At 69.8% G+C, this 22,380-nt stretch carries 24 protein-coding genes; 11 read left to right on the top strand and 13 right to left on the bottom strand.

Features of this window, described 5'->3' with window-relative positions; translation table 11 throughout:
• Positions 1-6 precede the first annotated feature (6 nt).
• The 6 genes from FHS39_RS07730 to FHS39_RS07705 form a co-directional block, all read right to left on the bottom strand.
• Positions 7-426, bottom strand: a complete 420-nt coding sequence (locus FHS39_RS07730; RefSeq protein WP_184347630.1) for an SRPBCC family protein — start codon at positions 424-426, stop codon at positions 7-9.
• A complete protein-coding gene (locus FHS39_RS07725) occupies positions 423-836 on the bottom strand; it encodes a DoxX family membrane protein (RefSeq protein WP_343069427.1) in 414 nt (137 codons plus the stop codon). The genes FHS39_RS07730 and FHS39_RS07725 overlap by 4 nt, the downstream gene beginning before the upstream one ends.
• An 82-nt stretch (positions 837-918) precedes the next feature.
• Positions 919-2,229 carry a hemolysin family protein gene (locus tag FHS39_RS07720; RefSeq protein WP_045932140.1) on the bottom strand — a complete coding sequence of 437 codons (1,311 nt, stop codon included), beginning with the start codon at positions 2,227-2,229 and terminating at the stop codon, positions 919-921.
• Positions 2,226-2,723, bottom strand: coding sequence for an rRNA maturation RNase YbeY (gene ybeY, locus FHS39_RS07715; RefSeq protein ID WP_045932141.1), 498 nt, complete (start codon positions 2,721-2,723; stop codon positions 2,226-2,228). Before ybeY ends, FHS39_RS07720 begins: the two co-directional genes overlap by 4 nt.
• 13 nt (positions 2,724-2,736) lie before the next feature.
• Positions 2,737-3,729 carry a PhoH family protein gene (locus FHS39_RS07710; protein ID WP_184347626.1) on the bottom strand — a complete coding sequence of 331 codons (993 nt, stop codon included), beginning with the start codon at positions 3,727-3,729 and terminating at the stop codon, positions 2,737-2,739.
• Positions 3,730-3,855: 126 nt separating this feature from the next.
• Positions 3,856-4,983 carry a carbohydrate kinase family protein gene (locus FHS39_RS07705; RefSeq protein WP_045932142.1) on the bottom strand — a complete coding sequence of 376 codons (1,128 nt, stop codon included), beginning with the start codon at positions 4,981-4,983 and terminating at the stop codon, positions 3,856-3,858.
• Between the two features lie 198 nt (positions 4,984-5,181).
• Here FHS39_RS07705 and FHS39_RS07700 point away from each other — a divergent pair, with 198 nt between their 5' ends.
• A complete protein-coding gene (locus tag FHS39_RS07700) occupies positions 5,182-6,510 on the top strand; it encodes a 6-phospho-beta-glucosidase (protein ID WP_184347624.1) in 1,329 nt (442 codons plus the stop codon).
• Positions 6,511-6,736: 226 nt separating this feature from the next.
• On the opposite strand, the gene FHS39_RS07695 is transcribed toward FHS39_RS07700, so the two are convergent.
• Entirely contained in the window at positions 6,737-7,822 is a 1,086-nt protein-coding gene (locus FHS39_RS07695; protein WP_184347622.1) for an S-(hydroxymethyl)mycothiol dehydrogenase, read from the bottom strand.
• A gap of 146 nt (positions 7,823-7,968) precedes the next feature.
• Between FHS39_RS07695 and FHS39_RS07690 the strand changes: the two genes are divergently transcribed.
• Positions 7,969-8,769: an HAD family acid phosphatase gene (locus tag FHS39_RS07690; RefSeq protein WP_343069426.1), complete on the top strand. Its 801-nt coding sequence runs from the start codon at positions 7,969-7,971 to the stop codon at positions 8,767-8,769.
• Positions 8,770-8,782: 13 nt separating this feature from the next.
• Here FHS39_RS07690 and FHS39_RS07685 read toward each other — a convergent pair whose 3' ends face one another.
• From FHS39_RS07685 to FHS39_RS07675, 3 genes are all read right to left on the bottom strand, one after another.
• Positions 8,783-9,691, bottom strand: a complete 909-nt coding sequence (locus FHS39_RS07685) for a ribonuclease Z (RefSeq protein WP_184347618.1) — start codon at positions 9,689-9,691, stop codon at positions 8,783-8,785.
• A gap of 11 nt (positions 9,692-9,702) precedes the next feature.
• Positions 9,703-10,059, bottom strand: a complete 357-nt coding sequence (locus FHS39_RS07680) for an HIT domain-containing protein (protein ID WP_184347616.1) — start codon at positions 10,057-10,059, stop codon at positions 9,703-9,705.
• 67 nt (positions 10,060-10,126) lie between these two features.
• Positions 10,127-10,666, bottom strand: a complete 540-nt coding sequence (locus FHS39_RS07675) for a hypothetical protein (RefSeq protein WP_184347614.1) — start codon at positions 10,664-10,666, stop codon at positions 10,127-10,129.
• A gap of 232 nt (positions 10,667-10,898) precedes the next feature.
• Between FHS39_RS07675 and FHS39_RS07670 the strand changes: the two genes are divergently transcribed.
• From FHS39_RS07670 to FHS39_RS07645, 6 genes are all read left to right on the top strand, one after another.
• Positions 10,899-12,155 carry a glycosyltransferase gene (locus tag FHS39_RS07670; protein WP_246469985.1) on the top strand — a complete coding sequence of 419 codons (1,257 nt, stop codon included), beginning with the start codon at positions 10,899-10,901 and terminating at the stop codon, positions 12,153-12,155.
• Positions 12,152-13,780 (top strand): phospholipid carrier-dependent glycosyltransferase, encoded by a 1,629-nt coding sequence (locus FHS39_RS07665; protein WP_425507749.1) that lies wholly within the window; start codon positions 12,152-12,154, stop codon positions 13,778-13,780. Before FHS39_RS07670 ends, FHS39_RS07665 begins: the two co-directional genes overlap by 4 nt.
• Positions 13,781-13,827: 47 nt before the next feature.
• Entirely contained in the window at positions 13,828-16,284 is a 2,457-nt protein-coding gene (locus FHS39_RS07660; RefSeq protein ID WP_184347612.1) for a galactose oxidase family protein, read from the top strand.
• A 249-nt stretch (positions 16,285-16,533) separates the two neighbouring features.
• Positions 16,534-17,331: a GNAT family N-acetyltransferase gene (locus FHS39_RS07655; RefSeq protein WP_184347610.1), complete on the top strand. Its 798-nt coding sequence runs from the start codon at positions 16,534-16,536 to the stop codon at positions 17,329-17,331.
• A 62-nt stretch (positions 17,332-17,393) separates the two neighbouring features.
• Complete coding sequence (gene infA, locus FHS39_RS07650; protein ID WP_184347608.1) at positions 17,394-17,618, top strand: translation initiation factor IF-1; 225 nt, start codon at positions 17,394-17,396, stop codon at positions 17,616-17,618.
• Positions 17,619-17,816: 198 nt separating this feature from the next.
• Positions 17,817-19,160: an erythromycin esterase family protein gene (locus FHS39_RS07645; protein WP_246469984.1), complete on the top strand. Its 1,344-nt coding sequence runs from the start codon at positions 17,817-17,819 to the stop codon at positions 19,158-19,160.
• A gap of 22 nt (positions 19,161-19,182) precedes the next feature.
• On the opposite strand, the gene FHS39_RS07640 is transcribed toward FHS39_RS07645, so the two are convergent.
• Genes FHS39_RS07640 through FHS39_RS07635 form a run of 3 tightly spaced genes read right to left on the bottom strand, consistent with a single transcriptional unit; the run spans position 19,183 to position 20,467 of the window.
• Complete coding sequence (locus FHS39_RS07640; protein WP_184347606.1) at positions 19,183-19,635, bottom strand: GNAT family N-acetyltransferase; 453 nt, start codon at positions 19,633-19,635, stop codon at positions 19,183-19,185.
• A complete protein-coding gene (locus FHS39_RS26010; protein WP_221462472.1) occupies positions 19,632-19,874 on the bottom strand; it encodes a DUF6255 family natural product biosynthesis protein in 243 nt (80 codons plus the stop codon). Before FHS39_RS26010 ends, FHS39_RS07640 begins: the two co-directional genes overlap by 4 nt.
• Positions 19,871-20,467: an ATP-binding protein gene (locus FHS39_RS07635; protein ID WP_184347604.1), complete on the bottom strand. Its 597-nt coding sequence runs from the start codon at positions 20,465-20,467 to the stop codon at positions 19,871-19,873. The genes FHS39_RS26010 and FHS39_RS07635 overlap by 4 nt, the downstream gene beginning before the upstream one ends.
• Before the next feature lie 165 nt (positions 20,468-20,632).
• Here FHS39_RS07635 and FHS39_RS07630 point away from each other — a divergent pair, with 165 nt between their 5' ends.
• The 3 genes from FHS39_RS07630 (at position 20,633) to FHS39_RS07620 (ending at position 22,326) form a co-directional block, all read left to right on the top strand.
• Positions 20,633-21,487, top strand: a complete 855-nt coding sequence (locus FHS39_RS07630) for a helix-turn-helix domain-containing protein (RefSeq protein ID WP_184347602.1) — start codon at positions 20,633-20,635, stop codon at positions 21,485-21,487.
• Positions 21,488-21,498: 11 nt separating this feature from the next.
• Complete coding sequence (locus FHS39_RS07625) at positions 21,499-21,738, top strand: DUF397 domain-containing protein (RefSeq protein ID WP_184347600.1); 240 nt, start codon at positions 21,499-21,501, stop codon at positions 21,736-21,738.
• A gap of 219 nt (positions 21,739-21,957) precedes the next feature.
• The gene (locus FHS39_RS07620; RefSeq protein WP_184347598.1) at positions 21,958-22,326 is read left to right on the top strand and encodes an LppU/SCO3897 family protein; all 369 of its coding nucleotides are present in this window, start codon (positions 21,958-21,960) and stop codon (positions 22,324-22,326) included.
• Positions 22,327-22,380 lie beyond the last annotated feature (54 nt).

The raw sequence follows: 22,380 nt of genomic DNA, 5'->3' as shown, positions 1-22,380 counted from the left end.
GCTCTGTCAGCCCGGTCCCTCGGGGGCGTCGGCCCGGAGCCGGACCTGTTCCGCCAGCCGGTCCAGGCTCTTCTCCAGGGCGTCCTCGACGGAACCGTCCGAAGGGGCGTGGGACTCGTCGAAGAACGACAGGTGCACGGTCACCGTGCTGGCACCGCTGCCGGTGCCGGTGACCTCCAGCCATCCCGCGTAGCGGCCGGTCTCGCGGGTGCCCCACTCCATCCGCAGCCGGTCCTTCTGGAGCCGCACCATGGCGGCGGCGTCCTCGCCCGTGCGGTCCTCGTGGACGGTGACCGCGGGCGGGTCCTCCTGCCGCACGTGCAGGTCCCTGGGCAGCCAGGCCTCCAGCCGCCGCAGGTCGCAGGCCTGGTCGTAGACCACCTCGGGCAGCGCGGGCATGGCGCGCGAACGTTCGAACTCGCTCATCGGGGTCGCTCCTCGTGCACGGCGGCCGCGACCAGCAGGCCGCCGAAGATCGAGAGGTTCTTGAAGAAGTGGATCTTCTGCTGGAGGCGCTTGCCCGGGTCGCCCTCCGTCCAGAAGGGGTGCCCGGCCACGGTGGTGGGCACCAGGCTCGCGGCCAGTATCAAGGCGGCGAGCCGCGGCAGCCGCCCGGCCGCGAGCAGCACCCCGCCACCGACGTGCACCGCCCCGTTGATCCGCACCAGCCGCACGGCGTCCCGCGGCAGCCCCGGCACACGCTCGGCGATGGCCAGCGCGACCGGGGCCGCGACGGGCGCGAGGATCTCGGGGTGCCGCATCGTCTGCAGCCCGCTGGAGACGAACGACGAGGCCAGCAAGGGCCGGCCGGCCGCGGCGAGAACTCTTCTGAGCACCTGCATTGTGCGTGGGTTCCCCGAAGGGGTCGGGGCATTCACGCCGCGGGCCGGCTTTCCCCCGAGTGGTCGTAAACAGCTGTCAGACCACGCCGTCGGGCTTGCCCGGCACTGGCTCCACCAGGACCGTGACGATCCGGTTCCGCCGTCCCGCCGCCGATTCGGCCGTCAGCTTCAGCGCGGCGACGGCCGCGTCCGCATCCGAGCCCAGCTCGGCGAGGCCGACCTCGGCCGTGGCTCCGGCGATGGGCACCCGGCCCAGCGACTTGGCAAGCAGACCGCCCACGGTCTCCACGTCCTCGTCGTCCAGCTCCAGGCCGTAGAGCTCGCCGAGGTCGCCGATGTCCAGCCGGGCCGTGACGCGGTAGCGCCCGCCGCCGAGCTCCTCCACCGGCGGCAGCTCCCGGTCGTACTCGTCGGTGATCTCGCCGACGATCTCTTCGAGGATGTCCTCGATGGTGACGATGCCCGCCGTGCCGCCGTACTCGTCGATCACGACCGCGCAGTGGTTGCGCTGCTGCTGCATCTCCCGCAGCAGGTCCCCCGCGTTCTTGGTGTCGGGCACGAACACCGCGGGCCGCATGGCCGTGGAGACCAGCTCGCCCTCCGCGTCCCGGCTGATGTGCGTCTTGCGGACGAGGTCCTTGAGGTAGACGACGCCGACGACGTCGTCCTCGTTCTCGCCGGTCACCGGGATCCGCGAGAAGCCCGAGCGCAGCGCCAGCGTCAGGGCCTGCCGGATGGTCTTGCCGCGCTCTATGACCACCAGGTCGGTGCGGGGCACCATCACCTCGCGGACGAGGGTGTCGCCGAGCTCGAAGACCGAGTGCACCATGCGGCGCTCCTCGTCCTCGATCAGCGACTCCTTCTCGGCGAGGTCCACCATGGACCGCAGCTCCGCCTCGGAGGCGAACGGGCCCATGCGGAAGCCCTTGCCGGGGGTGAGGGCGTTGCCCAGCAGGATCAGCAGCCGGGGCACCGGGCCCATCACCCGGGCCAGCGGCAGCAGGACGTACGCCGCCGCCGTGGCCGTGCCCAGCGGGTGCTGGCGGCCGATGGTGCGCGGGGAGACGCCGACGGCCACGTACGACACCAGGACCATCACCGCGATGGCGACGGTCAGCGCCTGCCAGGTGGCGTCGAAGGACTCCAGGCAGACGTAGGTGACGAACACCCCCGCCGCCATCTCGCAGGCGACCCGCACCAGCAGCGCCACGTTCAGATAGCGGGTCGGGTCGGCCGCGACCGCCATCAGGCGGGCGCTGCCGCGCCGGCCCGAACGCAGCGCCTCCTCCGCGCGGAAGCGCGTGGTGCGGGCGAGCCCGGCCTCGGCGCAGGCGGCGAGCCAGGCGACGACGAGCAGCAGGACCGCGGCCGCGATCAGGCCGGTCACGTGAACGTGGGCGCCGGGGAGGGGCCCTCGATGCCGCGCTCGGCGCGCCAGCCGTCGATGATCGCGGCCTGGAGGCCGAACATCTCGGCCTTCTCGTCCGGCTCCTCGTGGTCGTAGCCGAGGAGGTGGAGCACGCCGTGGACGGTCAGGAGCTGGAGCTCCTCGTCCATGGAGTGGCCCGTCGGCGCCTCCTCGCCCTGCTTCTTCGCGACCTCCGGGCAGAGCACGATGTCGCCGAGGAGACCCTGCGGCGGCTCGTCGTCGTCCTTGGCCGGGGGTCGCAGCTCGTCCATCGGGAAGGACATCACGTCGGTCGGGCCGGGGAGGTCCATCCACTGGATGTGGAGCTGCTCCATGGCGTCGGCGTCGACAACGATGACCGAGAGTTCGGAGAGCGGGTGGATGCGCATCCGGGCCAGCGCGTAGCGGGCGACGTCGAGGACGGCCTGCTCGTCGATGTCGGTGCCGGATTCGTTGTTGACGTCGATTGACATGGGTTTACGCGACTTACTTTCCGTTGCGGCTGTCGTACTGCTCGTACGCGTCGACAATACGGCCGACCAGCTTGTGCCGTACGACGTCCTGGCTGGTCAGCATGGAGAAATGGACGTCCTGGACGCCATCGAGGATCTCCCGCACCTGGCGCAGACCGCTCTTGGTGCCGCCGGGCAGGTCGATCTGGGTGATGTCACCCGTGATCACGATCTTGGAGTCGAAGCCGAGCCGGGTGAGGAACATCTTCATCTGCTCGGGGCTGGTGTTCTGGGCCTCGTCGAGGATGATGAAGGCGTCATTCAGGGTTCTGCCACGCATGTATGCGAGCGGCGCGACCTCGATCGTGCCCGCGGCCATCAGGCGCGGGATGGAGTCGGGGTCGAGCATGTCGTGCAGCGCGTCGTAGAGCGGGCGCAGGTAGGGGTCGATCTTCTCGTAGAGCGTGCCGGGCAGGAAGCCGAGCCGCTCGCCCGCCTCGACGGCCGGCCGGGTCAGGATGATGCGGTTGACCTGCTTGGACTGCAGGGCCTGGACCGCCTTCGCCATGGCCAGGTACGTCTTGCCGGTGCCGGCGGGGCCGATGCCGAAGACGACCGTGTGCTTGTCGATCGCGTCGACGTAGCGCTTCTGGTTGAGCGTCTTGGGGCGGATGGTGCGGCCGCGGCTGGAGAGGATGTTCTGGGTGAGGACTTCGGCGGGGGTCTCCGCCTGGCCTTCCACATCGCGCAGCATGGCGATCGATCGTTCCACCGCGTCCTCCGTCATCGGCGCACCTGTCCGGAGCACCAGCATCATTTCGTCGAACAAGCGCTGAACGAGGGCTACTTCGCGCGCATCCCCCGTCGCGCTGACTTCATTGCCCCGTACGTGGATGTCCGTCGACGGGAAGGCATTTTCGATCACGCGCAGCAGCGCATCCCCGGAGCCCAGGACCGTCACCATGGGGTGCTTGGCCGGGACCGTGAACCGGGCGCTCGCCTGCGGTCGTGTGGGTGTCTGAGTCATGGGCCGGCGCTCGGGCCTGCTCATCCCTCTTTCCGTGTCCGATTCGATGTCCGACAACCTTGAATACCAAGGGTACGACGGTGCACGGACGGGCCCGAGGGGTTTTCCGGGCCCGGGCCCGCAGCCCTACCGGCGCCGGAAGCCCAGCGTGGGCACCGCCCGGCGCAGCGGCCAGGGCCGGGACGCCGCCGGGAGCACCCCGTCGAGGAAGGCATAGCGGCGCAGGGTGGCCCGGTCCTGGTCGTCGAAGGACCGCACGTGGTGCCACCAGGCGGCGATCTCCACCCAGCCGGGCGCCGAGAGCGACCCGCCGAATTCCTGTACGGACAGGGCCGCGGAAAGGCCCGCGAAGGCGAGCCGGTCCGCCAGCGGCCACTCGGCGAGGGTGCCGGTGACGAACCCGGCGACGAAGACGTCCCCGGCCCCGGTGGGGTCCAGCGCCTCCACCACGATGGCCGGGATCTCGGCGCTCTCGCCGGTCCGCCCGTCCACCGCGTACGCGCCCCGCTCCCCCATGGTGACGACGGCCAGCGGCACCTTGTCGGCCAGCGCGCGAGCCGCGGCGCGCGGGCAGTCGGTGCGGGTGTAGCGCATGGCCTCCTCGGCGTTGGGCAGGAACGCCTCGCAGTACTCCAGGTCGGCCAGGTCGGCCGGGTCCCAGCGCCCGGTCTCGTCCCAGCCGACGTCGGCGAAGACCCGGCTGCCGCGCCGGGCGGCGGTGGCGATCCACTCCTCCTGTCTGCCGGGTTCGAGGAGCGCCACGCAGGCGCGCGCCGGGGGCGGGCACTCGGGCGCGGGCTCCTCCGGCGGCGGCGCCTCGTGCCCGTGGGAGACCATCGTGCGCTCGCCCTCGTAGGCCATGGAGACGGTGACCGGGGAGTGCCACCCGGGCACCGTGCGGGACAGCCCCAGGTCGATGCCCTCGCCCCGGGAGAGGGCCTCCCAGCAGTACTCCCCGTACATGTCGTCGCCGAAGGCCGCGGCCAGCGAGGTGCGCAGGCCCAGCCGGGCCAGGGCGGTGGCCATGTTGGCGATGCCCCCGGGGCTGGACCCCATGCCGCGCGCCCAGGACTCGGTGCCGCGCACCGGTGCGGAGTCCAGGCCGGTGAAGATGATGTCGAGGAAGACGGTCCCGGTCAGATAGACGTCGGTCGGCGGATCGGTCTCGGACCGGACCTCGGCCAGGGGGTCGAGTACGGGCGCCGCCCCCTCGAAAAGCTCGCCGGGGCCTTCCGTGCGGACCGTCGTGCTCACTCGCTGCTCCTCTCGTCGGTCTTCTTACGAGAATCCCCGCGGCGCCCGGGCCACATGGAGGTCGTGCGCCGAGTCTGTCAGTGCGGGCGGCCGTCCCGTGGCCGTATCCGCACCGGTCCGCGACCGCCCGGCCAACAGCGGACGACATCGCCAGGAACGGTCCGGACAGTGTGCCCGATGCTGCGGTACGTTCCGGCCATGAGGCTGACGATTCTCGGCGGTGGCGGTTTCCGGGTGCCTTTGGTGCACCGGGCCTTGGTGGAGGATGCGCGGCGCGATGCGCCGGGGCGCTGTACCGAACTCGTGCTCTACGACACGGATCCGGTACGTCTGAGAGTGATCGGCTCGGTGCTCGAGGCGCAGGCCGCCGGGGTGCCGGGGGCTCCGGCCGTACGGGTCACCCGGGATCTGGACGATGCGGTGCGCGGCACCGACTTCGTCTTCTCGGCGATCCGGGTGGGCGGTACCGCCGGCCGGGTGCGGGACGAGCGGATTCCGCTGTCCGAAGGGGTGTTGGGGCAGGAGACCGTCGGCGCGGGCGGGGTGCTGTACGGGCTGCGGACGATTCCGGTGGCGATGCGGATCGCGGAGCGGGTGGCGGAGCTCGCCCCGCAGGCGTGGGTCATCAACTTCACCAACCCCGCGGGCATGGTGACCGAGGCGATGTCCAACGTTCTGGGTGAGCGGGTGATCGGCATCTGCGACTCACCCGTGGGGCTGGTGAAGCGGGCGGCCCGCGCGGTGGGGGCCGACCCGGACCGGGTCGAGTACGACTACGTGGGGCTCAACCACCTGGGCTGGCTGCGCGCGTTGCGGCTGGACGGGCGGGACCTGATGGCAGAGCTGCTGGCGGACGGGCAGGCGCTGACCTCCTTCGAGGAGGGCAAGCTCTTCGGCGCCCCGTGGCTGCGGGCGCTGGGCTCCCTGCCCAACGAATACCTGCATTACTACTACTTCCGGCGGGAGACGCTGCGCTCGGTGCACGAGGCGGCGCAGACGCGGGGCGAGTTCCTCGACGAGCAGCAGAGCGGTTTCTTCGCGACGGCGGGGGCGGGCACCACGCCCGACCAGGCGTACGAGCTGTGGGAGCGGACGCGGCTGCGGCGCGAGGAGACGTACATGGCCGACAGCCGGGCGGCCAGCGGCGGCTGGCAGCGGGACACCTGCGACCTGGAGGGCGGCGGCTACGACCGGGTGGCCCTCGCCCTGATGCGTGCCGTGACGGGGGACGAGGGCGCCCGCCTCATCCTCAACGTCCTCAATGGCAACACCATCCCCGCGCTGGACCCCGACGCGGTCATCGAGACGGTCTGCGAGGTCGATTCCAAGGGCGCCCGCCCCCTCCCGTGCGCCCCCTTGCGGGAGGACCAGCTGGGGCTGATGCTCCAGCTCAAGGCGGTCGAGCGGGCGACGATCGACGCGGCGGTCCGCGACACGGAAGGCGCGGCGCTGCGGGCGATGGCCCTGCATCCGCTGGTGGACTCCCCGGCGGTGGCGGCCCGCATCCTGGAGAAGGCGCGGGCCTGAGGAGCGCACAGCACCTCCGGACGGGCCGGCGAACGGCCCGTCCGACCACGGCTTCGGGCGTGCCCTAGGGCGTGTCCGATGGGTCAGCACAGGCCCCGCGACGCCTGGCACGGCACCTCGCCGCGTTGTCGCATAACCCGAGTACGCCCAGTACGCGGGTCATGCTCCGCCTTGCGATGCACCGCACCAGACGCCGCGGGACCCGCACTGACCCATCGGACACGCCCTAGAAGACGACCACCGAGCGCAGTACGTCGCCCTCGTGCATCCGCTCGAACGCCTTCTCCACGTCGCCCAGGCCGATCGTCTCGGTGACGAACGCCCCGAGGTCCAGCCGCCCCTGCAGATGCAGGTCGACGAGCATCGGGAAGTCCCGCGACGGCAGGCAGTCGCCGTACCAGGACGACTTGAGCGCGCCGCCGCGCCCGAAGACGTCCAGCAGCGGAAGCTCCAGCTTCATCTCGGGCGTCGGCACCCCGACCAGCACCACGGTGCCGGCCAGGTCGCGCGCGTAGAACGCCTGCTCGTAGGTCTCGGGCCGGCCGACCGCCTCGATGACGACGTCGGCGCCGAAGCCGCCGGTCAGTTCGCGGATGGCCTCGACGGGGTCGGTCGTGCGGGAGTTGACCGTGTGGGTGGCGCCCATCCGCAGCGCGGTCTCCAGCTTGCGGTCGTCGATGTCGACGGCGATGATGCGGGCCGCGCCCGCCAGCCGCGAGCCCGCGACGGCCGCGTCGCCCACGCCGCCGCACCCGATGACGGCGACCGAGTCGCCCCGGGAGACCTGCCCGGTGTTGATCGCGGCGCCGATGCCCGCCATCACCCCGCACCCCAGCAATCCGGCCACCGCCGGCGACACCTTGGGGTCCACCTTGGTGCACTGCCCGGCGGCCACCAGCGTCTTCTCGGCGAAGGCCCCGATCCCCAGCGCCGGGGAGAGCTCGGTGCCGTCCTCCAGCGTCATCTTCTGCCGGGCGTTGTGCGTGTCGAAGCAGTACTGCGGGCGGCCGCGCAGGCACGCCCGGCACTGGCCGCAGACGGCCCGCCAGTTGAGGATCACGAAGTCGCCGGGCGCCACCTCGCGCACGCCCTCGCCGACCGCCTCGACGACACCGGCCGCCTCGTGCCCGAGGAGGAAGGGGAAGTCGTCGCTGATGCCGCCCTGCTTGTAGTGCAGGTCCGTGTGGCACACCCCGCACGCCTGGATCTTCACCACGGCCTCGCCGGGCCCGGGACCCGGCACCAGGATCGTCTCCACCCGCACCGGCTGTCCCTTGCCCGGTGCGATGACTCCGCGAACTTGCTGCGCCATGGTGTGCGCCCCGCCCTTCTCTTCGCTGGTCTGCCCTCACACCGTACGCCCCGGAACCTCCGTCTCTGCGCGTAGACATCCCTTGACCAGGCCCGGACAAACCTCTAGCTTCGCGCTGACCGTCCTTGTTACCCAGGAGTTCAAACGTGTCTTTCAGCCTCTCCTCCCGTCGCGTGCGCGTAGCCGCGGCCTCCGCTGTCGCGACCGCCGTCGTGGGCACCGGCCTCTTCGCCGCCGGCGCGGCCACCGCCGACCACTCGGTGCCCCGCTCGGACAAGGAGATCCCGAACCTCAGCAAGGTCGAGGACAAGATCAAGGCCTACTACGGCGACACCGTGGACAAGGCGGGCCAGCACTACGCCTCGCCGGACAGCAGCTACGCCAAGCAGGTCGCCTCCATCGAGAAGAAGGCCAAGGCGCAGCTGGAGACGGTCGTCAAGAACTCCGCGGGCAAGAAGGGCGCCAAGCCCGCCATCGTCCTGGACGTCGACGACACCACCCTGCTGACCTACAACTACGAGCTGCAGCAGGGCTTCCACTTCACGCCCGACTCGCAGGACGCCTACCTCAAGTCCACCGACATGGCGGCCGTCTTCGGCATGCCGAAGCTGGTGAACTGGGCGCAGTCCAAGGGCATCACGGTCTTCTACGTGACCGGCCGCGACGAGCACCAGCGCGACTGGAGCGTGCGCAACCTCAAGAACGCCGGCTACAAGCCCGTCGCCGACACCGCGCACTTCTTCCTGAAGAACAAGAAGACCCCGCCGGCCTACCTTTCGTGCGGCGCGACCTGCACCACCGTCGAGTACAAGTCGGGCACGCGCAAGCACATCGAGTCGCAGGGCTACCGCATCGTCGCCAACTTCGGCGACCAGTTCAGCGACCTGCAGGGCGGCTACGCGACCCACACCTACAAGCTGCCCAACCCGATGTACTTCCTCCCGTAAACCCTCACGGGCGTCACCGGCGCTTCGGCACCGGTACTCGCATCAGGTCCCGGGCGACGGTCAGCTCTCCGTCGAAGCCCGCCGCCCGGGCCTGGCGCTCGAAGACGGCCGGGTCGTCGTACCGCTGGGAGAAGTGCGTCAGCACCAGGTGCCGCACGCCCGCCTCGGCGGCCACCCGGCCGGCCTGTCCGGCCGTCAGATGGCCGTGCTCGGTGGCCAGGGCCTCGTCCTCGTCGAGGAACGTGGATTCGATGACGAGCATGTCGCACCCCTCGGCGAGGGCATGGACGCCCTCGCACAACCGGGTGTCCATCACGAATGCGAAGCGCTGTCCGCGCCGCACCTCGCTCACCTCGTCCAGCGTGACGCCGCCGACCGCGCCCTCGCGCTGCAGCCGGCCCACATCCGGGCCGCTGATGCCGTGTGCGGCGAGCTTCTCAGGCAGCATCCGCCGCCCGTCGGGCTCGATGATGCGGTAGCCGTAGGCGTCGACCGGGTGCGAGAGCTTGCGCGCCTCCAGCCGGAACCGCGGCCCCTCGACGAGCACGGCGCCCTTGCCGGAGACGGGCTCCTCGGTGAGCTGGACCGTCTCGCGGTATGCGGTGGCGTAGCGCAGCCGGTCGAAGAAGCGGCGGCCGCTCGCCGGGAAGTGCGCGGTGACCGGGTGCGGCACCCGGTCGAGGTTGATGCGCTGGATCACCCCGGCGAGGCCGAGGGAGTGGTCACCGTGGAAGTGGGTGACGCAGATCCGGTTCAGGTCGTGCGCGGCCACCCCGGCGCGCAGCATCTGCCGCTGAGTGCCCTCGCCGGGGTCGAAGAGCAGGCCCTCGCCGTCCCAGAGCAGGACGTAGCCGTTGTGATTGCGGTGCCGGGTGGGCACCTGGCTGGCGGTGCCGAGGACGACGAGTTCGCGTACGGACATGGGCGTGCGGTTTAGCCGGGCGGCCAGTTGAAGCCGCGGCCGCCCAGGACGTGGGCGTGCGTGTGGAAGACGGTCTGGCCCGCCCCCGCACCGGTGTTGAAGACAATGCGGAAGCCCTTGTCGCCGTTCTCCTGGAGGGCGACCTCGCCCGCCTCGCGCAGCACGTCCGCGGCGATCTGCGGCTCGGCGGCAGCGAGGGACATGGCGTCCGGGTAGTGCACCTTGGGGATCACCAGGACGTGCACGGGTGCCTGGGGATTGATGTCCCGGAACGCGAGCGTCGTCTCGGTCTCCCTGACGACCGTCGCGGGCACCTCCCCCGAGACGATTTTGCAGAACAGGCAGTCGGCCTGCGGTTCTCCCGCCACCGGTGGGCTCCTCCCGGGTCGTTGGCTCGTACGAACCGGATCGTACCGGGCGGGGGTGACAGTGCTGCTACTTGCCCTGCGGCTTGTCCGTGCAGCTCGGCGACGGGCGGGGGTGTCCGGAGCCGCGCGAGGCGGGCGGCGGTGCCGGCTCCCCGCCGGTGCCGTCGGTGGCGGTGGCGCTCGCCTTGGAGCAGTCGCCGAGCACGGTGACCGAGAACTTCGTCTTCCCGTCGACCTTTCCGGTCAGCTGTCCCCTGACGCACGCCTCGCCGCTGATGCCGGTGACCGTGCCGAAGACGATGATCTTCTTGCCGTCGCTCGTCCGGCCCTCGCAGTCGACCCCGACGGCCGTCACCGGCTTGGGCGATCCGTCGACCGTGTCGCCGCCCTTCTCGGCCTTGCCGGTGCAGCTGAGCCAGGCCACGCCGATACCGTCGCGCCTGAGCGTGTCGGAGGCCTGTTTGCCCGTCACGACCGCAACCGTCACGGAGTTGATCCCGCCCACCGGATCACAACCGGTCAGGGCTGCCACGGCCGCACCGGTCAGGGCCGCGGCCACCGCCGCGCCGCCCGCCCTCCGGCCCCGTATGTGCCTGAACGCACGCATGGCGGCCAGTTTTCCACTCGGGCGGGGCGCGCGGAAGGAGGTCCCCGGCCGAGTCCCCCGTCCGGCCGCGGGCGCACCCGACCAATGGTCTGTGCCAACTTGATGTGATGAACGGGCAGTTCGTTGGGAAACACAGGATTTATCGTTTCCGCACCCACGTTTCACCTTCCCCCCTTACTCTCTCCCCCTGAGGAACGCTTCGAGGGCGATTCCTGGGGGTCTGGGGGATTTCTTGCTCACTTCCTTGTCCGTCTGCGTGGTGTCGCTGGCCCTCTTCTGGATGGCCGCCTTCACACTCTGGTGGCAGATGCACGCCTGGCGCACGCCCGAGACGCTTGCGTCGATCCGCTTCGAACAGCCCAGCGGCACGGGCGCCTTGTCCTTCTCGCTGCTGGTGCCCGCCCGTCATGAGCAGACCGTCCTGGAACACACCGTCACCCGGCTGCTGGAGTCCACCCACGGCCGTTACGAGATCCTCGTCATCGTCGGGCACGACGACCCCGAGACCGCCGAGGTCGCCGAGAAGGTGGCGGCCGCCGCGCCCTACCAGGTGCGGGTGATCACCGACACCCACGAGAAGAAGAACAAGCCCAAGGCCCTCAACACCGCCCTCCCGCACTGCCGGGGCGAGGTCGTGGGCGTCTTCGACGCCGAGGACCAGGTGCACCCGGCCCTGCTCAGCCACGTCGACCACGCCTTCCGCACCACCGGCGCGGACGTGGTGCAGGGCGGGGTTCAGCTGATCAACTTCCACTCCAGCTGGTACAGCCTGCGCAACTGCCTGGAGTACTTCTTCTGGTTCCGCAGCCGGCTCCACCTCCATGCGGAGAAAGGATTCATCCCACTGGGCGGCAACACCGTCTTCGTCCGCACGGACGTGCTGCGGGAGGCGGACGGCTGGGATCCGGAGTGCCTGGCGGAGGACTGCGACCTGGGCGTGCGCCTGTCCAGCAAGGGCAAGCGCGTCGTCGTCGCCTACGACTCCGAGATGGTCACCCGCGAGGAGACCCCCGGCACCCTGCTCAGCCTGCTCAAGCAGCGCACCCGCTGGAACCAGGGCTTCCTTCAGGTCTACCGCAAGAAGGACTGGCGCCAACTGCCCACCTTCGCCCAGCGGATGCTGGCCCGCTACACCCTGATGACCCCCTTCTTCCAGGCGTTCTCCGGGCTCGTCATCCCGGTGAACATCGCCGTCGCCCTCTTCCTCGACGTACCCGTCGGCGTCGCCGTGGTGAGCTTCCTGCCCGCCGTGACCGCCCTGGTCACCTTTGTCTTCGAGGTCGTCGGGCTGCACGACTTCGGTGCCCAGTACGGCCTGCGGGTGCGCTTCGTCCACTACCTCAAACTCATCGCAGGCGGCCCGTTCTACCAGTGCCTCCTGGCCGGTGCCGCCCTCCGCGCGGTCTGGCGGGAGCAACGCGGGCGCAGCGACTGGGAACTGACCAGACACGTCGGCGCCCACCTCACCCGAGAGGACGTCACTTCGTGACCGCCATCCTCCCCGTGACGCAGTCGCGCGTCGCCACGCTGCCCGCCGTCCCCGTGCCGGGCACACCGCGCGAGGTGCCGCGCCTGCGCGGCTCCCGCCCGGACCTGCTGGTGTGCGGGGTGCTGCTCGCCCTGATCCTGCTCGTCCAGGGCTGGAACATCACCGGCTTCCCCAACCTCAGCGACGACGAGGGCACCTACCTCGCGCAGGCCTGGGCCGTGCAGCAGGGCAAGGGCCTGGCCCACTACACGTACTGGTACGACCATCCGCCGCTGGGCTGGATACAGATAGCGGCCGTCACCTGGCTGCCCTCGCTCTTCTTCCCCGACGCCGTCTCGGTCGCGCCCATGCGCTGCGCGATGCTGCTGGTGTCGGCGGTGAGCGTGGTGCTGGTGTATGTACTGGGGCGGCGGCTGGGGCTCCGGCGGTGGGCGGCCGGGCTGGGCATGGCGCTCTTCGGCCTGTCCCCGCTCTCGGTCGTCCTGCAGCGGGAGATCTTCCTCGACAACATCGCCGTGATGTGGATGCTGGTGGCCTTCTGCCTGGCGGCCTCGCCCCGCTGTCACCTGTGGCACCACTTCGGGGCCGGGCTGGCCGCGGCCGTCGCCGTGCTGTCGAAGGAGACGATGCTGGTCATCCTGCCCGCGCTGCTGGTGACCATGTGGCAGCACAGCCACCGCGACACCCGGAAGTTCGCGGTCACGGGCGCGGTGACGGCCTGCGGCCTGGTCGGGCTCGCCTATCCGCTGTTCGCGCTGCTCAACAACGAGCTCTTCCCCGGCCCCGGGCACGTCTCGCTGATCGACGGCATCTCGTACCAGATGAGCCGGGCCGGTTCGGGCTTCCTGCTGAGCCCCGGCTCGGGCGCGCACCGGGTGCTGCAGTCCTGGCTGTACTACGACCGGGTGCTGCCCCTGTGCGGGCTGGCCGCCGCCGTGCTGCTGGTCGCCACCGCCCGCCGGTCGCGCACCGGCCGGGCGCTGGCCGGGCCCGCGCTCGCCGCGGTGATCCTCGCCCTGGTGGCGCTGCGGCCGTCGGGCTACCTGCCCGCGATGTACGTCATCCAGACGCTGCCGTTCCTCGCCCTCGCCCTGGCCGGGGTGTCGGCGTCCGTGGTGGGGGCGCTGCTGCGGACCCGGCCGGACCGGGTGCGCCGGTGGCGGGCGGCGCGCTGGGGGGCCGTCGCGGCGCTCGCCGCCGCCACGGCCGTGCTGGTGGTGCCGAGCTGGTACGACGGCAACCGTTCGGCACTGACGACGGACGCCAACGCCCCGTACCGCTCGGCCGCTTCCTGGCTGCGGGACGCGGGCAACGTCGCCGACCCGGCCCGTACGCGTGTGCTGGCCGACGACGCGATCTGGCTCGACCTCGTGCACGCCGGATACCGGCCCGGCACGGGCGCCATCTGGTTCTACAAGGCCGATCTGGACCCGGCCGTCGCCAGGACCATGCCGCGCGGCTGGCAGGACGTCGACTACGTCGTCGCCTCCCCCACCGTCCGGCGGGACGCGGTGACGCTGCCGACGGTGAAGGCCGCGCTGGAGCACTCCGACGCCGTGGCCGTCTTCGGCACGGGCGACGACCGGATAGAGATCCGCCGGATCAGCAGGGGAGCCGCCCGGTGAGGGGCGGCCGGGACGAATCGGAAACGGGAACGGGAACGGGAGAGCTCATGGTTCGGGTACTGGCCGGGCGCGCACGCGCCGGGCACAGACACACCGGAGGGCGCCGGCTGCGACGGCGCAGAACACGGGCCTCGGCGGCCCTCCTGCTCGCCTCCGGCGCGTCCTTCGGGCTGCTGCTGGTGGCCCCCGGCCCGGCACGGGCGGGGTCGAACCTGGTGGTCAACCCCGGCTTCGAGTCCGTACGGGCCGACGGCGAGCCGACCTGCTGGGAGAAGTCCGGCTGGGGCGACAACGACTTCGCCGTCACCACCTCCGACCAGGCACACAGCGGCGGCAAGGCGCTGTCGGTGACCGTCACGCGCCGGGTGGACGGCGACCGCAAGGCGCTGATGCTGGAGGACACTTCGTGCGCCCCCGTCGTCTCGCCGTCCCACCAGTACGACCTGTCCCTCTGGTACAAGTCCACCACTCCGGACGCGTCGATCACGGCGTTCCGGCATGACGTGAAGACCGGCTGGCAGTACTGGACGGACCTCAAGTCGCTGCCCGCCGAAGACGGCTACACCCGCGCACAGGTCCGTACGCCCGTCGTGCCGCCCGGCACCGACCAGATCACCTGGGGCGTCTCGGTCTACGGCAAGGGCACGGTGACCACCGACGACTACGACATGGAGGACGCCACCCAGCCCGCGCCCGGTGCGGCCTGCACCGCGGGCGACGCCTGTACGAAGGGCAGCTGGGAGGTCATGCCGTTCAGGAACCCGGTGCGCAGCATGCACTCGGTCGTCCTGCACAACGGCAAGGTGCTGCTCGTCGCCGGTTCCGGCAACGACCCGGACCTGTTCAAGGCCGGCACCTTCACCTCGGCCGTATACGACCCGCGGACAGGCGGGATGAAGACGATCCCGACGCCCGTGGACATGTTCTGCGCCGGGCACGTGCAGCTCTCCGACGGCCGGGTGCTCATCATGAGCGGCAACAAGGCCTACCCGGCGGCCGACGGCAGCCACGGCTACGAGGGCTTCAAGGACAGCTACATCTTCGACCCGGCGAGCGAGTCGTACACCAAGACGAACGACATGAACGAGGGCCACTGGTACCCCTCGGCCACGCTGCTCGGCAACGGCGACGTCATCAGCTTCGGCGGGTTGAAGGAGGACTCGACGGGCAGTGTGACGGCCGAGAAGTTCTCGCAGGCGCAGGGGAAGTGGCTGCCGCGCACCGAGGTCAACCAGACCTGGTCGTACTGGGGCCTGTACCCCTCCATGGTGCTGATGCAGGACGGCCGCCTCTTCTACTCGGGCAGCCACGTCTTCGGCAACGGCACGCCCGGCACGGGCGCGTCCGTCTACGACTACGACGCCAACACCGTCACCGACGTCCCGGGCCTGCAGGACAAGGACCACCGCGACCAGTCGATGAGCGTGCTGCTGCCGCCCGCCCAGGACCAGCGCGTACTGACGATGGGCGGCGGCAACGTCAGCTCCAACCCCGAGGCGGGCCGGCTGACCGACCTGATCGACCTCAAGCAGCCGAGCCCGCGCTACGTGCCGGGTCCGCTGCTTCCGCAGGGCACGGTCGACCAGGGGCAGGGGAAGAAGCCGGAGACGGGCGCGCAGGGCAAGATGTACGTCTCGGCGGTGCTGATGCCCGACGGCAAGGTCCTGGAGACGGGCGGCGGCCTGCACGACCGGGCGGATCCGGTGTACGAGGCGTCGATGTTCAACCCGGCGACGAACGCCTTCCAGCCCGGCATGGCCACGGACCCGATCCCGCGGACGTACCACTCCTCGGCCTTCCTGCTGCCGGACGGCCGGGTGATGGCCGTGGGCGACAACCCGGGCAACGGCACCTTCGACGACCACGTCTCGATCTACACCCCGCCGTATCTGTACCATGGAGCGCGGCCGCAGATCACGTCGGTGGCGGCGGACAAGTGGCAGTACGCGAGCACCCAGCGCGTCACGGTGGACCGGCCGGTGGTGCGCGCCGAGCTCATCCGCCCGGCCGCGGTGACCCACTCCTCGGACCCCAACCAGCGCTTCGTGGACCTCCCGATGACGGTCGGCGCCGACGGCACCACCCTCGACCTCAACGTCACCAGCAACCCGAACATGGCGCCGCCGGGCTGGTACATGCTCTTCGCGGTGGACGCAGCGGGTGTCCCGTCGGTGGCCAAGTGGGTCCACCTGGGCGGTCCGGACGCGATGGCGGCCCCGATGGTCCACGGCTTCGCGACGGGCATGACGGAGAAGGCGAAGCCGCCGGAGAAGCCGCACGCCTCACATGCCGTGCCCCCGCAGATCGCGGGCTGCGACCGGCACTACGGGGCGGAGAACGTGTGCGTCCCGACGGTGTTCCCTCAGTCGGTGGCGGCGACGGCCCAGGCGCGGTGCTCGTGGCTCAAGGGGCACGGGTACGGGAAGTTGAAGGTGAACGGCCGTGACGATCCGCTGGGGCTGGATCCGGATCACAACGGGTGGGCGTGCGACGGGGGGCGGTGAGGTCACGGGGGACGACCGCGGGGCGGCGGCCGCGTATGGGGGCGTCGCCCAGCCCTCAGGCGGGGATTAAATCGGTTGGGCCGACCGACCCCGGCTGGTACCGTCTGGGCAGGCCGTGAGAGAACGCAAGGAGGTGAGACCCATGAAGGCTGTATCCATGTGGGTGCTCCCCCTTTTCATCGCGGTGGGCGATTGACGTAGGTGTCGCCGGGAGCGCCTCAGACAAGGCACTCCTGAGAGGCAACACCTATGCACTCTGTACATTCCGCCTCGGGCACGGACGACCACGCAGTCGTGGTCACGCGTGTTTCGGACACGCAGTGGCACGCCATGGAGGACGACCGGGTGGTCGGCCACGGCGACGCTTCGCGCCGACCCGACGGGCGGCTTTTCATCGGCATCGACGCGTGGCACGGCGCGGTCTTCGACCGCATCGCCGACGCGATGCTGGCGGACCTGCCGACACCGCTGTACGCCGTGGCCGACGAGGCCGACCAGGACTCGACGTCCGCCTGGGAGCGGGCCGGCTTCACCGCCGCACGCCGCGAGTGGGGCTATCGCGTACCCACCGACCCGCAGGTCACCGGGCTCGGCTCGGTGCGGACCCCGTCGGGCGTGACGATCGTGCCCGCCGGCGAGGCGGAGGAGGGCCCGCTGCGCGCCCTGGACCGCATCATCCGGGACGAGGTCGAGGCCGCCGTCGGATGGCAGACGATGCCGGCCGAGGTGCTGCCCCGCCCGGCGGGGACCACCGTGCTCGACCCGTCGAAGTACGCGGTGGCGCGGCACTGCGGCCAGTACGTGGGACTGGTCCGGGTGAAGCCGCTGCCCCGGCAGCCACGGATCGGGCTGATCGCCGTCCGGGCCGACAGGCACCGCCGCGGTATCGCCCGGGCGCTGCTGGCCCACGCGCTGGGTTCGTTGCACCGCTCCGGGACCGCGGCGGCATGGGCCGAGGTGGACGAGTCCAACGCGGCGGCCACCGCCCTGTTCGAGGGCATCGGCGCCCGGCGCGCGGGCAGCACCTTGGAGCTCGTCCGCCGCTGACGCTCGCACCGCGCTCGTTTCCTACCGACTACACCGTCACAGAACGAAAGAAGTGAGTGACCATGACGAAAACAGCAGGGGGCGTAGAAGTCGAGGGCACCGTCATCGAATGCCTGCGCAACGCCACTTTCAAGGTGGAGCTAAAGAACGGGCACACGGTGCTCGCCCACATCAGCGGGAAGATCCGGAAGAACTACATCAAGATCCTCCCGTACGACCGGGTGCTCGTGGAACTCAGCCCCTACGACCTCACCCGCGGCCGGATCCGCTACCGCTACAGGGCGTAGCGGAGAGGTGATCCGGCTAACTGGGCAACGCCCGTGAGGAAGGTGCGGATCTCGGCGGCGAGGATTCGCACCTCCTCGCCGGGCGCCCGGGGTGGGGCTACCCCCAGCAGATGCCGGAGGCCAGCCGCAGCGCGCGGCCGCGTCGTCGGCGCGATCATCATTCTCGGCTTGAGACAACCGAGTTGAGAGGTGATCGGCATGACCGGGGAGATACGGCGACGGCCGCTGCTGATGGCGGCGGCAGCCATGGTGGGGGCGCTGCCAGTTCCCACCATGGCCTACGCGGCCCAGAAGGCCCCGGCACAGCCCGATGGCCAAAACCCGGTCCGTGCGCTGGAGCAGGCAGCCCACCCGCTGCGGTCCACGGAACCGGGGCCGGACGCGGTTGACCTGCGGCCCCTGGGGGCGATGATCAGCGACGCCAAGGTGGTGGGCCTGGGCGAGGCCACGCACGGGTCGCACGAATTCTTCACCATGAAGGAGCGGGTCTTCCGCTATCTCGTCGAGGAGAAGGGCTTCACCACCTTCGCCCTGGAGATGAGCTGGCCCGCAGGACTGCGACTCGACGAGTACGTTCAGAGCGGCCGAGGGGATGCGCGCCAGGTGGTGAAGGAGGCCCTGGGGAGATCGCCGTGGGAGCGCGAGGAGTTCCTGCATCTGATCGAGTGGATGCGGGACCACAACCGACGCCATCCCGGCCACCGGGTCCACTTCATGGGCGATGACATCGGCGCTCCCAAGGTGGGGGACGACCTCTTCGAGCGGGTGACGGGCTATGTCCGGCAGCACCACCCGAAGTCGCTGCCGCGCTTCACCGAGCTCTACACCGGCCTGCGCCCCCTCGACGACAGCTTCGCCTATCTGCGAAGGCCGCTCCCGGAGAGACAGCGACTGGCGGCCAACGCCCAGCAGGCCCTGGAGCTGCTGGAGGGCGAACGAGGCGCAGGCGGCGGAGACTTCGAGTGGACCGTGCAGCACGCCCGGTCCATCGCCCAGACCGCCGCGTTTCTCGCCTGCAACCTCGAAGACGCCGAGGCGATGCGCACCGCGATGATCTACCGCGACCGGACGATGGCCGAGAACGTCACCTGGTGGCATCGACACACCGGCCACAAGGTGCTGCTATCGGCGCACAACGGGCATGTGGCCTATGTACCCGACCTCCCCGAGACGCACCCAAAGGTGCAGGGCGCGTTCCTGCGCGAAGCGCTCGGCAAGGCCTATCTCCCCGTCGGATTCACCTTCGGCCAGGGGTCCTTCCTGTCGCAGGACCAGGCCCTTGCCGGATCGTGGAAGAAGTTCACGGTGGGTGCGGCCGATCCCGACACCAGTGAACACACCCTCGACCAGGTCCGCCGCACCGATTACTTCCTCGACATCCGCAGCGCCCCGGCAGCGGCCCGTGCCTGGCTGGACACCACCCGCCCCATGCGCAGCATCGGCACCGAATACCCCTGCCCGCTCGCCGATGTCCGGATCGGCCGGTCCTTCGATGTCCTCATCCACCTCCACCGCGTACGGGAGGCCGACAAGCTGCGTTGAACGGGCAGCCGTATGCGGGCGGTCATTCCCGGCCGGGTCCCCGGTCCGTCAACGCCTTGGTCAGATACACATCGGCATGCCCACCGGGAATACCGGGCACCCGGCCGACCTCGACGTAGCCGTGGTGCTGGTAGAAGCCCGGAGCCTGGAAGGTGTAAGAGGAGACCATCATCCGCTCACACCCGCGGCGCACCGCCTCGGCCTCCGCGGCCCGGATCAGCTTCGAACCCCAGCCGCCCGCACGGCAGTCCTCCCGCACCCAGAGCAGCTCGATACCGCAGAGCCGCCCCCAGACCCACGCGGTCAGCCCGCCGACGAGCCGCCCGTCGGCATCGGTCACCTTCACGGAGACGTCACCGTGCGGGGCGGCACCGGTCGCCGCCTCGTTGAAGGCGTCGAGCTCCCGCTCCAGGCGCCCGGTGAGCTCGCTGTCCTGCTCTCCAACGATGAGGTTCGGTTCTCCAGCGACAGTCATGAGCCGAAGTATGTGCACACAACGGGACGCCGCCGCCCTCGAGTTTGAGCGGCACTGCCGCGGGCGCTCGAAGTGACGGTCGACGGCAGCCCCGGCGGGCGCAACGCGCCGTAGTCCGTGAAGCGGCGGGTACCGCATCCGTCGCAGCGCAACTCCCCGGCGTCGTGCGTCCATCCGCCCCGATGCGAGCAGTTGCCGACGAGCCGACCGGCGGCGTAGGCGGTGGCGGTGGCGGTCACCAGGTGCACCCTTCCGGGAGCAGGTGGGTGTGGCGGAAGTGACTGCGGACGGCGATCGTGGCGTCGATGACTTCGTCCCGGTCCCCACCGGCCACGGCCCGTCTGCGAGCGGCCTCCAGGTCGACGCACTGGGTGCAGCCCACGGGGGAGGTCGACGCGCGTCTCGTCCGTGGGGGCAGCAGCTCGAACCAGAGCGATTTGCCGAACCGTCGCTTGTCGTACGTGTGGCTCCCCCACTTACTGGCACACATCTGTACGAGCCACAGCCCGCGCCCGGCCTCGGCTCCCGCGGCTGCCCTGTCTGGAAGCCCCGGCCCGAACGGCGGCGGCACGAAGGGGCTGGCGTCCCACACACTCACCCGCAACCGACCGCCCTCCCAGCCGCGCAGCCGCATCGTGCAGGGTCCGTCGGTGTGCAGCCAGGTGTTGGTGACCAGCTCGCTGGCCAACAGCTGTGCGATGTGGAGGTGTTGCGGCATGTCGTGGCTTCGGAGAATGGCTCGAAGGGTGGTCCGGGCAACCCCTGGCGCACGGGGGTCGCGCGGCAGTTCGAGGGTGTACGACCAGGGCTGCGGCGGCGATACGGTGGCCATGGAAGTCTCCTGGCGGGAGGCGGAGTTGGGGCCTTGCGAGCGGCTTGACTCAGACCGTAGCGCCACACATGGACTACATTCCATGAAATCCGTGAGCCGTAGTCCATACCAACCGGATCGAGTGACAGCACCACACTGTGTGCGAGCAACACGACGAGGAGCACCATGCCTCCCAGTTCACCCCTACCGACTGTTCGGCGCCGACGCCTCGGCGTCGAACTCAGGCGGCTTCGCGAGCGAGCGGATCTGTCCGCAACAGAGGCAGCAGCGCTCCTGGGCGTCACTCAGTCCCGCATCAGCAACATCGAAGCCGGGCGCTACGGAGTCAGCGCCGACAGAGTCCGTGCATTCGCTCGCGCCTACGACTGTTCGGACAAGGAACTGGTCGATGCACTCGCCGCGATGACGGGGGACCGCAAGCGCGGCTGGTGGGAGGAGTACCGCGAGTCGCTGCCAACAGGTTTGAGCGACCTTGCTGAACTCGAACACCATGCGGCGGCATTGCGCGTCGCACAGGTCATCAACATCCCCGGCTTGCTCCAGACCACGGACTACGCCCGCGCGGTCTTCCGCGAGGCGGTGCCGACGCTACTGCCGCACGAGATCGAATACCGAGTTTCCCACCGGATCAAGCGACAGGCGATCCTCTACCGCGACACCCCACCCGCTTACACCGCAATCATCCACGAAGCGGCCCTGCGCATGGAGTTCGGTGGATCCACCACCGCCAAAGCCCAGCTCGATCATCTCCTCGGGATGAGCGAAAGGGACAACATCACCATCGTGGTCATTCCCTTCAACGGCACCGCCTTTCCCAGCTCAGGCCATGGAGTCGACTACCTGTCCGGTGCGGTGCCCCAGCTCGACACCGCGCTGCTTGACGTCGCCGAGGGCGGCGCATGCATCGACTCGGCAGCGAAGCTGGAGAAGTATCGCTTGATCTTGGATCGGATGAAGAACGTTGCCCTTTCACCGCGTGCATCACGCGACCTCATTCACCGTATCGGCCAGGGATTTTGACGGGACCAGACATGTCCACTCTTGATTGGCAGAAATCCTCATTCAGCGAAGAGGCATCCTCATGCATCTACCTGGCCTCGGAAGAGGTTTGGCAGAAATCCTCATTCAGCGGCGAAGGCGATGCCTGCCTCTACCTCGCGCGCACAAGCAGGATCCATTTGCGAGAGAGTGACACACCCCATGCGGTCGTCACCACCAGCCCTGACAGACTCCGCCCACTCATATCGCGCATAAAGACCGGAGCCCTTTGACGACTTGACCGGGTAACCATCCGCGCCTGCTCGGGACACCGGATAGCCGGCTGACCTGGAAGGTGCCTTACGGACAAGGTGCCACCGAACCAGTGTGGCGTCAGACACACATCCGCATGGAAGGCGCCCAAGATCCTGCTTGCCCCGATTCAGTTCTCGGGCGGTCGACCTACCATGCAACGTTCGGCCCCACAGAATCCATGCTCCAGGAGACACCCCATGACCACACTGCCGCCCCTCGGCGACTCACTTCAACCCGACAATCGCCTGCGCAGGCTCTGGATCTTTGCCGGGGTGCTCGTCGGGGTCTGTGTCGCCGCCTTCTTCATCAACCGTCAGTTCATCACAGACGACGACCACACGACTGTCACGGCGGGCGACTGTTTCGAGAACACGGGAACCACCAAGAACCCGGAGATCAGAAAACGGGACTGCGGCGACCCGAAGGCCGACTACAAGGTACTGAAGAAACTCGAAGACACCTACTTCACGCCGTTCGCATGCTCCGACGTCGAGGGGTCAACGGGAGCACTTTCACAGACCGGCACGAAGCCGTTCGTTGTGTGCTTCACCGGAAATCGCCACTGACGCCCTGGGAGCCGCTTACAAAACGGTGGGTCGGTAAGCGAGCACCTTACCCAC

Origin of the sequence: Streptomyces olivoverticillatus (assembly GCF_014203555.1) — a bacterium.
Taxonomy (GTDB): domain Bacteria; phylum Actinomycetota; class Actinomycetes; order Streptomycetales; family Streptomycetaceae; genus Streptomyces; species Streptomyces olivoverticillatus.
Note: the sequence above shows the minus strand (reverse complement) of the source record. Positions and strands in the feature narration are given on the sequence as shown.

What these genes read in the sequence shown, in the direction of transcription:
- FHS39_RS07645 (WP_246469984.1), top strand. Translation starts at nt 17,817, where the DNA reads ATGACCGGGGAGATACGGCGACGGCCGCTGCTGATGGCGGCGGCAGCC.
- FHS39_RS07655 (WP_184347610.1), top strand. Translation starts at nt 16,534, where the DNA reads ATGCACTCTGTACATTCCGCCTCGGGCACGGACGACCACGCAGTCGTG.
- FHS39_RS07710 (WP_184347626.1), bottom strand. Translation starts at nt 3,729, where the DNA reads ATGACTCAGACACCCACACGACCGCAGGCGAGCGCCCGGTTCACGGTC.
- FHS39_RS07630 (WP_184347602.1), top strand. Translation starts at nt 20,633, where the DNA reads ATGCCTCCCAGTTCACCCCTACCGACTGTTCGGCGCCGACGCCTCGGC.
- FHS39_RS07635 (WP_184347604.1), bottom strand. Translation starts at nt 20,467, where the DNA reads ATGGCCACCGTATCGCCGCCGCAGCCCTGGTCGTACACCCTCGAACTG.
- FHS39_RS07640 (WP_184347606.1), bottom strand. Translation starts at nt 19,635, where the DNA reads ATGACTGTCGCTGGAGAACCGAACCTCATCGTTGGAGAGCAGGACAGC.
- FHS39_RS07625 (WP_184347600.1), top strand. Translation starts at nt 21,499, where the DNA reads ATGTCCACTCTTGATTGGCAGAAATCCTCATTCAGCGAAGAGGCATCC.
- ybeY (WP_045932141.1), bottom strand. Translation starts at nt 2,723, where the DNA reads ATGTCAATCGACGTCAACAACGAATCCGGCACCGACATCGACGAGCAG.
- FHS39_RS07730 (WP_184347630.1), bottom strand. Translation starts at nt 426, where the DNA reads ATGAGCGAGTTCGAACGTTCGCGCGCCATGCCCGCGCTGCCCGAGGTG.
- FHS39_RS07700 (WP_184347624.1), top strand. Translation starts at nt 5,182, where the DNA reads ATGAGGCTGACGATTCTCGGCGGTGGCGGTTTCCGGGTGCCTTTGGTG.
- FHS39_RS07685 (WP_184347618.1), bottom strand. Translation starts at nt 9,691, where the DNA reads ATGTCCGTACGCGAACTCGTCGTCCTCGGCACCGCCAGCCAGGTGCCC.
- FHS39_RS07675 (WP_184347614.1), bottom strand. Translation starts at nt 10,666, where the DNA reads ATGCGTGCGTTCAGGCACATACGGGGCCGGAGGGCGGGCGGCGCGGCG.
- infA (WP_184347608.1), top strand. Translation starts at nt 17,394, where the DNA reads ATGACGAAAACAGCAGGGGGCGTAGAAGTCGAGGGCACCGTCATCGAA.
- FHS39_RS07695 (WP_184347622.1), bottom strand. Translation starts at nt 7,822, where the DNA reads ATGGCGCAGCAAGTTCGCGGAGTCATCGCACCGGGCAAGGGACAGCCG.
- FHS39_RS07660 (WP_184347612.1), top strand. Translation starts at nt 13,828, where the DNA reads ATGGTTCGGGTACTGGCCGGGCGCGCACGCGCCGGGCACAGACACACC.
- FHS39_RS07620 (WP_184347598.1), top strand. Translation starts at nt 21,958, where the DNA reads ATGACCACACTGCCGCCCCTCGGCGACTCACTTCAACCCGACAATCGC.